Below are 6,741 nucleotides of genomic sequence, written 5' to 3'. Positions count from 1 at the left end.
TGCTTCGCGAAGTACACCCGCAGCCCGGACAGGAAGTGCTCCTGCCCCACGTACGCCACGAGCTGCTTCAGCACCGAGGCGCCCTTCGCGTAGGTGATGCCGTCGAAGTTGACCTCGACCGCCTGCAGGTCGGGGATGTCCGCGGCCACCGGATGCGTCGAGGGCAGCTGGTCCTGCCGGTAGGCCCACGACTTCTCGATGTTCGCGAACGAGGTCCACGCGTGCACGTACTCGGTCGCCTCGGCCTGCGCCAGCACGCTCGCGAACGTGGCGAACGACTCGTTCAGCCACAGGTCGTTCCACCAGCGCATGGTGACCAGGTCGCCGAACCACATGTGCGCCATCTCGTGCAGCACGGTCTCGCAGCGCCGCTCGTAGGCGTAGCGGGTGACCCTGCTGCGGAACACGTAGTCCTCGAGGAACGTGATGCAGCCCGCGTTCTCCATGGCGCCCGCGTTGAACTCCGGCACGAAGCACTGGTCGTACTTCTCGAACGGGTACGGCACGCCGAAGCTGCGGTGGTAGAAGTCGAAGCCCTGCTTGGTCTGGGTGAACAGCCGGTCGGCGTCCATGTGCTCGGCGAGCGAGGCACGGCAGTAGATGCCCAGCGGGATGGTCGAGTTCTCGTCGGCGTAGGAGTCCCGCCACTCGGCGTACGGGCCGGCCACCAGCGCGGTCACGTAGGTCGACATCCGCCTGGTGGTCCGGAACACGTGCCTGACCGCGCCGGACGGCAGCGTCTCGGTCGACTCGACCGGTGAGTTGGACATCACCTTCCAGTCCTCCGGCGCGACGACCGTGAACCGGAACGTCGCCTTGAGGTCCGGCTGGTCGAAGCAGGTGAACATCCGCTTCGCGTCGGCCGTCTCGAACTGCGTGTACAGGTACACGCCGCCGTCCACCGGGTCCACGAACCGGTGCAGGCCCTCGCCGGTGTTCATGTACCGGCAGGTCGCGTCCACGACCAGCTCGTTCTCCTCGGCCACCGACGGCAGGCGGATGCCGGTGTCCTCGGCGTACCCGGACACCTCGACCGGGGAGCCGTTCAGGGCCGCGCTCTCGACCGACGCCGCGATCAGGTCGATCCACGTGTCCGCGCCGGCCTCGTTGCTCGCGAACCGCACGGTCGTGGTCGAGCGGAAGGTGGTGTCGCCCGGCTTGCCGCCACCGTCCGTGAGGTCGAGCTCAACGTCGTAGGACGCCACGTCGAGCAGCGCGGCGCGCTGTTGTGCTTCGTCACGGGTCAGGTTGGGCGGAGCCACTGGTCACCTCGAACTGTTCGGTTACTGACAATCCTGTTCATCCAATCATTCGCGTTCGTGGTTTCGTCCGCCAGGAGGGAAGAACAGGAAGAACTCCGGGGTTTCTGAGGATATGACTGCTCCCAGCAAGACGAAGATCGACTTCTACTTCGACCCCCTGTGCCCGTTCGCCTGGATCACCTCCAGGTGGATCCTCGAGGTCGAGGCCCAGCGTGACGTCGATCTCCGGTTCCGTGTGATGAGCCTCTCGGTGCTCAACGAGGGCCGCGACCTCCCCGAGGAGTACCAGGAGGCGATGGCGAAGGCGTGGGGTCCGGTCCGCGTGGCCATCGCGGCCGCCCAGCAGCACGGCGAGGAGGTCCTGCGTGACCTGTACACGGCCATGGGCACCCGGATCCACAACCAGGGCAACAAGGACTTCGACGTCGTCATCAAGGAGGCCCTCGCCGAGGTCGGTCTCCCCGCCGAGCTGGCGGAAGCCGCCCATTCGGGTGACTACGACGAGGCCCTGCGCAAGAGCCACCACGAGGGCATGGACCCGGTCGGCATGGACGTCGGCACCCCGACCATCCACGTCGACGGCGTCGCGTTCTTCGGGCCGGTGCTGAACTCGATCCCGCGGGGCGAGGACGCGCTGAAGGTGTTCGACGGCACGGTCGCCCTGGCGAGTTTCCCGAACTTCTTCGAGCTGAAGCGCACGCGGACCGGGGAACTGTCCTTCGACTGAGTCCCCGCGATGTGACAGGCTGGGGACAGATAGCGCTGAGCGCGTCACATCACCGCGTCACGTCTCGGAGGACCGATGGCCGCCCCCACCGTCAGCACCGCCCACTTCGTCAACGGTTCGTTCGCGGAGGGCGACGGGGAACGCATCGACGTCGTCAACCCGACGACGGAGGAGGTCATCGCGTCGGTCCCGGCCGGCACCCAGGCTGATGCCGACGCGGCGGTACGGGCCGCCGCGTCGGCGTTCGAGGCCTGGGCCGCCACCCCGCTGGCCGAGCGCGTGGCCGCGATCCGGCGCGTCAACGACGGCCTGCGTGCCCGTTCGGCCGAACTGGCCGCCACGATCGTCGCCGAGGTCGGCACCCCCATCACCTTCGCGTCGAAGGTGCAGGTCGTGAACCTGGTCGGCATCACGGACGGCGTACTCGCCGAAGTCGAGGCCGGCGCGCTCGACCCGGTCACGGTCGGCAACTCGACGATCGTGCGGGACCCGATCGGCGTGGTCGCGGCCATCACGCCCTGGAACTTCCCGCTCCAGCAGATGGTCGCGAAGGTGACGCCCGCCCTGGTCGCGGGCAATACAGTCGTACTGAAGCCGAGCGAGGTCGCGCCGCTGACCGCCGGCCTGCTCGCCCAGATCATCGCCGCCGCCGGGCTGCCGGCGGGCGTGTTCAACATGGTCCACGGCACGGGCCCGGTCGTCGGCGAGGCGCTGGCCGCGCACCCGCTCGTGGACATGGTCTCGTTCACCGGCTCGACCCGCGCCGGCCGCCGCGTCGCCGCGGTGGGTGCCGAGACGGTCAAGAGGGTCGCGCTGGAGTTGGGCGGCAAGTCCGCCTCCGTCGTGCTGGCCGACGCCGACATCACCCGCGCCGCCAAGATCACGGTGGCCAACTGCTTCATGAACAACGGCCAGGCCTGCAGCGCCCTGACCCGCCTGCTGGTGCCGGCCGACCGCCACGACGAGGCCGTCGCCGCCGCCGCGGGCGCCGCGGCGAAGTACGTGCCCGGCGACCCCGCCCTGGAGTCGACCCGCATCGGGCCGTCCGTGTCCGCGGCACAGCGCGACCGCGTGGTCGACTACATCCGCAAGGGCGTCGAGGAGGGCGCGACCCTGGCGGCCGGCGGCCCGGACCCGGTCGGCGACCGCGGCTACTTCGTGCGCCCGACCGTCTTCGGCGACGTCACCCCGGACATGACGATCGCGCAGGAGGAGATCTTCGGCCCGGTCCTGTCGGTCCTGCCGTACAGGGACGAGGAGGAGGCCGTCCGCATCGCCAACGGCACCCAGTACGGGTTGGCCGCCGGCGTGTTCGGCGCCGACGTGGACCGTGCGCGCGCCGTCGCGGGCAGGCTGCGGGCGGGGCAGGTGGACATCAACGGCGCCGCGTTCAACACCAGGGCGCCGTTCGGCGGGTTCAAGCAGTCCGGCAACGGCCGCGAGTTCGGCCGCTACGGGCTGGAGGAGTTCACCGAGCTGAAGTCGGTCCAGCTCTAACGCATCCTGCTCAGCTCGTCGCGCTGTCTTCGCACGAAGTCGGCGTCCACGGGGTCGCCGTGGCCGGGCACGACGGTCACCGGGTTGAGCGCGAGGATCGCGTCGAGCGCCGCCGGCCAGTCGGACACGTGCGAGTCCGGTCCCACCGACGGCGGCGCGCCCTGCTCGACGAGGTCACCGGCGAACACCACGTCGACGTCCGGCACGTGCACGAACACGTCGTGGTCGGTGTGCGCCGGCCCGGGGTGGGTGAGCATGACGGCGCGCCCACCCAGGTCGACCATGGCCGAGGACGTGATCACCTCGTTGGGCGCGACCAGCTTCGCCGTGGCGAGCCGGTCCGCCTGCTCGGCCTTGCCGTCCGACCGGAACCGCGCCGACCACGACCGCCGCTGCATGTCCCCGTCGGCGAGGATCACCGACCGGCACCGCTCGTGCGCGATCACCGCGGCCGGCAGGAACGCGTTGGTGCCGAGGAAGTGGTCGAAGTGCGCGTGCGTGATCACCACCGACCACGGCAGCGGCGTGACGAACCGCACCGCGGCCGCCATCGACGCGCCGTGCACCTCGTCCGTGCCGGTGTCGATGACCAGGCAGAACGTGTCACCGACCACGAGCCCGAGGGTCTGGTCCAGCTCGACGTAGCGGCGCGCGTACACGCCGTCCGCCACCTCGATCCACCGGCCACTCATGCGGCGGCCGAGAAGACACCGGCCGACAACAGCGGCACCGTCCCGCTCACATCCACCTCGCCCGCCAACTCGACATCCCGTGGCACTCCCGCGGCGGCCAGCTCCCGCCCGGACACCGACTCCGCCAGCAGTTCCGGCACCCTTTCCGCCACTGCGCGATACACCTGTACCGCCAGCGCCGCCTCCGCCGACGGCGCCGTCCGCCCGGTCACCGCCGCGGCGATCGCGCCGGCACCGACATAGTCCTCCAACGACGGCCGCAACCGTTGTTCCGGTCGCCACCGCTCACCTGCCGGCACGATCCCGACGGGCTGGTCCCCGGCGATCTCCGAGGCGATCGCGGCCACCGCTGACGCGTTGCGCAGGCAACCAGCCAGGACGCACGTCCCTGTCTCGGCCGCCGCCGCGGACAGCGTGGCCCCGTTGGGTGACGCGATCCCGAGGAACGTACCCGCCGGCAGCTCCACCAGGGAAGACGGTCGCAGCGTCCAGCCGTCCGACTGTTCGGCCACGAACCCGGCGGGGTCGTCGACCGGGACCAGCCCGCTGGTCGTCAACGTCGCGCCGGCCTTCGCCGCCGCCTGCGCCGCCCGCTCGTCCCGCCACGGCAGCGGCAGCACCCGCCCACCCCGCCCTACGGCGATGTCCACCGTGGTGGTGAACGAGAGCACATCCACGATGACCAGCACCGCGCAGTGGGGACCGAGCGCGCGAACACCGTCCAGGCCCCACTCGACGCGAAGGTCGAAGCCGTCCTGTTCGAAGACCGTCACCGGGCACATGCTTCCAGAACTGGCAGAATGCCCGACGTGCGTGTCTACCTGGGTTCCGACCACGCCGGCTTCGAGCTGAAGGTGCATCTCGTCAAGCACCTCTCGGACACCGGCCACGAGGTCGTCGACGTCGGCCCGGCCGTCTACGACGCCGGCGACGACTACCCGCCCTACTGCGTCGAGACGGCGCGCCGCGTGCTCGCCGACGAGGGCAGCCTGGGCGTCGTGATCGGCGGCTCCGGCAACGGGGAGCAGATCGCGGCCAACAAGGTCCCCGGCATCCGCGCCGCGCTCGCGTACAACACCGAGACCGCCGAGCTGGGCCGCGCGCACAACAACGCGCAGGTGGTGGCGGTCGGCGGCCGGATGCACTCGCTGGAGGAGGCCACGGCCATCGTCGACACCTTCCTCGCGACCCCGTTCTCCGGCGACGAGCGGCACGCCCGGCGCATCGAGATGCTGACCGACTACGAGCGCACCGGCACCCCGCCGCCGCTGCCGGCCTGATGCCGGAGGGGCACACACTCCACCGCCTCGCCCGACTGCACCAGAAGCGCTACGGCAAGCGCCGGGTGCTGGTGACCAGCCCACAGGGCCGCTTCCCAGCGGCCGCGGTCGACGGGCGGACGCTGGCGCGGGCGGAGGCGTACGGCAAGCACCTGTTCCACGTGTACGGCCCGGACGCGATCGTCCACGTGCACCTCGGGCTGTACGGGACGTTCACCGAGTCGGCGCTGCCCACCGCGCTGCCGGTCGGCCAGGTGCGGATGCGCATGGTGGGGGAGACCCACTGGACGGACCTGCGCGGACCGACGCGCTGCGAGGTGCTGAACAGGGCCGACCAGGCGGAGCTGCTGTCCCGCCTGGGCCCGGACCCGCTGCGGCGCGACGCGGACCCCGCGGTGGCGTACGCGCGCATCATCCGGTCGAGGCTGCCGGTCGCGGCGCTGCTGATGGACCAGAAGGTGCTGGCGGGGGTGGGGAACGTGTACCGGGCGGAGCTGCTGTTCCGGCACAACGTGAACCCCCAGCTGCCGGGCCGTTCGGTGGCCGAGGCGTTGTGGACGCGGATGTGGACGGACCTGGTGGCGCTCATGAAGGACGGCGTTCGCAAGGGCCGCATCGACACCGTCCGGGACGAGCACCTGCCCCACGTGACGGGCCGCGCGCCACGGGTCGACCGGCACGGCGGTGAGGTGTACGTCTACCGCCGCACGGACCAGCCGTGCCTGGTGTGTGGCACGCCGGTCCGCAAGGCCGAGCTGGCCGCTCGCAACCTCTACTGGTGCCCCACCTGCCAGGCCTGATGCTCTGAAGGGCACCCCGGGAACGTCGAGCGTCCCCAGGGTGCCCTTCAGGGCGTTGGCCGGCGGTCAGAAGTCGCCGAAGCCGCCGAAGTCTCCGCCGCCGAAGTCCCCGCCGCCCCAGTCGCCCCCACCGCCGAAGTCGCCACCGTAGTCCCCGCCGGCGTCGGCGAAGTCGGCACCGCCACCGTCGCCGTAGTCACCGCCGCCACCGCCGTCGCCGTAGTCGCCCCCGTCACCGCCGTCACCACCATCGCCGCCGTCGCCGTAGTCCCCGTTGTCCATGGCGTCGGCCTGCCCGGCGTCGTAGCCGGCCTCCCAGGCCTGGCCGTCGGGGACGCCGTACATGCCGTCGAACATGGCGCTGAACAGCAGGACGGACCCGAGCCCCCAGGCACCGCCGATGAGCGCCGGCTTCCACCACGGCTCGCTGTACCAGCCCTGCGGCACCGGCCGCCCGGCCACGCGTCCGCCGGGGTAGTAGTA

At 71.0% G+C, this 6,741-nt stretch carries 7 protein-coding genes and 1 pseudogene; 4 read left to right on the top strand and 4 right to left on the bottom strand.

The features are described 5' to 3' along the window. A partial coding sequence (gene pepN / locus ACJ73U_RS31870) for an aminopeptidase N (RefSeq protein WP_407781441.1) occupies positions 1-1,262 on the bottom strand: 1,262 nt, incomplete at its 3' end. 112 nt (positions 1,263-1,374) lie between these two features. On the opposite strand from pepN, the gene ACJ73U_RS31865 reads away from it, so the two are divergent. Both ACJ73U_RS31865 and ACJ73U_RS31860 read left to right on the top strand, forming a co-directional pair. After that, positions 1,375-1,989 (top strand): DsbA family protein, encoded by a 615-nt coding sequence (locus tag ACJ73U_RS31865; protein ID WP_407781440.1) that lies wholly within the window; start codon positions 1,375-1,377, stop codon positions 1,987-1,989. 75 nt (positions 1,990-2,064) lie between these two features. After that, entirely contained in the window at positions 2,065-3,486 is a 1,422-nt protein-coding gene (locus ACJ73U_RS31860; protein WP_407781439.1) for an aldehyde dehydrogenase family protein, read from the top strand. Here the strand turns inward: ACJ73U_RS31860 and ACJ73U_RS31855 are convergent. Together ACJ73U_RS31855 and ACJ73U_RS31850 are read right to left on the bottom strand one after the other, a co-directional pair. After that, positions 3,483-4,178 carry an MBL fold metallo-hydrolase gene (locus ACJ73U_RS31855; protein ID WP_407781438.1) on the bottom strand — a complete coding sequence of 232 codons (696 nt, stop codon included), beginning with the start codon at positions 4,176-4,178 and terminating at the stop codon, positions 3,483-3,485. The two genes, ACJ73U_RS31860 and ACJ73U_RS31855, sit on opposite strands and share 4 nt — an antisense overlap. Continuing rightward, positions 4,175-4,960, bottom strand: a complete 786-nt coding sequence (locus ACJ73U_RS31850) for a 2-phosphosulfolactate phosphatase (RefSeq protein WP_407781437.1) — start codon at positions 4,958-4,960, stop codon at positions 4,175-4,177. The genes ACJ73U_RS31855 and ACJ73U_RS31850 overlap by 4 nt, the downstream gene beginning before the upstream one ends. 27 nt (positions 4,961-4,987) lie before the next feature. On the opposite strand from ACJ73U_RS31850, the gene ACJ73U_RS31845 reads away from it, so the two are divergent. Together ACJ73U_RS31845 and ACJ73U_RS31840 are read left to right on the top strand one after the other, a co-directional pair. Next, on the top strand, positions 4,988-5,458 hold the full coding sequence (locus ACJ73U_RS31845) for a ribose-5-phosphate isomerase (RefSeq protein ID WP_407781436.1): 471 nt from the start codon (positions 4,988-4,990) through the stop codon (positions 5,456-5,458). After that, positions 5,458-6,258, top strand: a complete 801-nt coding sequence (locus tag ACJ73U_RS31840) for an Fpg/Nei family DNA glycosylase (protein ID WP_407781435.1) — start codon at positions 5,458-5,460, stop codon at positions 6,256-6,258. The genes ACJ73U_RS31845 and ACJ73U_RS31840 overlap by 1 nt, the downstream gene beginning before the upstream one ends. 66 nt (positions 6,259-6,324) lie before the next feature. Here the strand turns inward: ACJ73U_RS31840 and ACJ73U_RS31835 are convergent. Next, positions 6,325-6,741, bottom strand: a pseudogene (locus ACJ73U_RS31835) (hypothetical protein); the annotation flags it as partial.

Source organism: Actinophytocola sp., from assembly GCF_045807065.1.
In the GTDB taxonomy this organism is placed as follows: domain Bacteria; phylum Actinomycetota; class Actinomycetes; order Mycobacteriales; family Pseudonocardiaceae; genus Actinophytocola.
This window is presented reverse-complemented; position numbering and strand designations above follow the sequence as displayed.

Bases quoted from the DNA above. Each gene is read 5' to 3' on its own strand.
- ACJ73U_RS31865 (WP_407781440.1), top strand. From the start codon at position 1,375: ATGACTGCTCCCAGCAAGACGAAGATCGACTTCTACTTCGACCCCCTG.
- ACJ73U_RS31860 (WP_407781439.1), top strand. From the start codon at position 2,065: ATGGCCGCCCCCACCGTCAGCACCGCCCACTTCGTCAACGGTTCGTTC.
- ACJ73U_RS31855 (WP_407781438.1), bottom strand. From the start codon at position 4,178: ATGAGTGGCCGGTGGATCGAGGTGGCGGACGGCGTGTACGCGCGCCGC.
- ACJ73U_RS31850 (WP_407781437.1), bottom strand. From the start codon at position 4,960: ATGTGCCCGGTGACGGTCTTCGAACAGGACGGCTTCGACCTTCGCGTC.
- ACJ73U_RS31840 (WP_407781435.1), top strand. From the start codon at position 5,458: ATGCCGGAGGGGCACACACTCCACCGCCTCGCCCGACTGCACCAGAAG.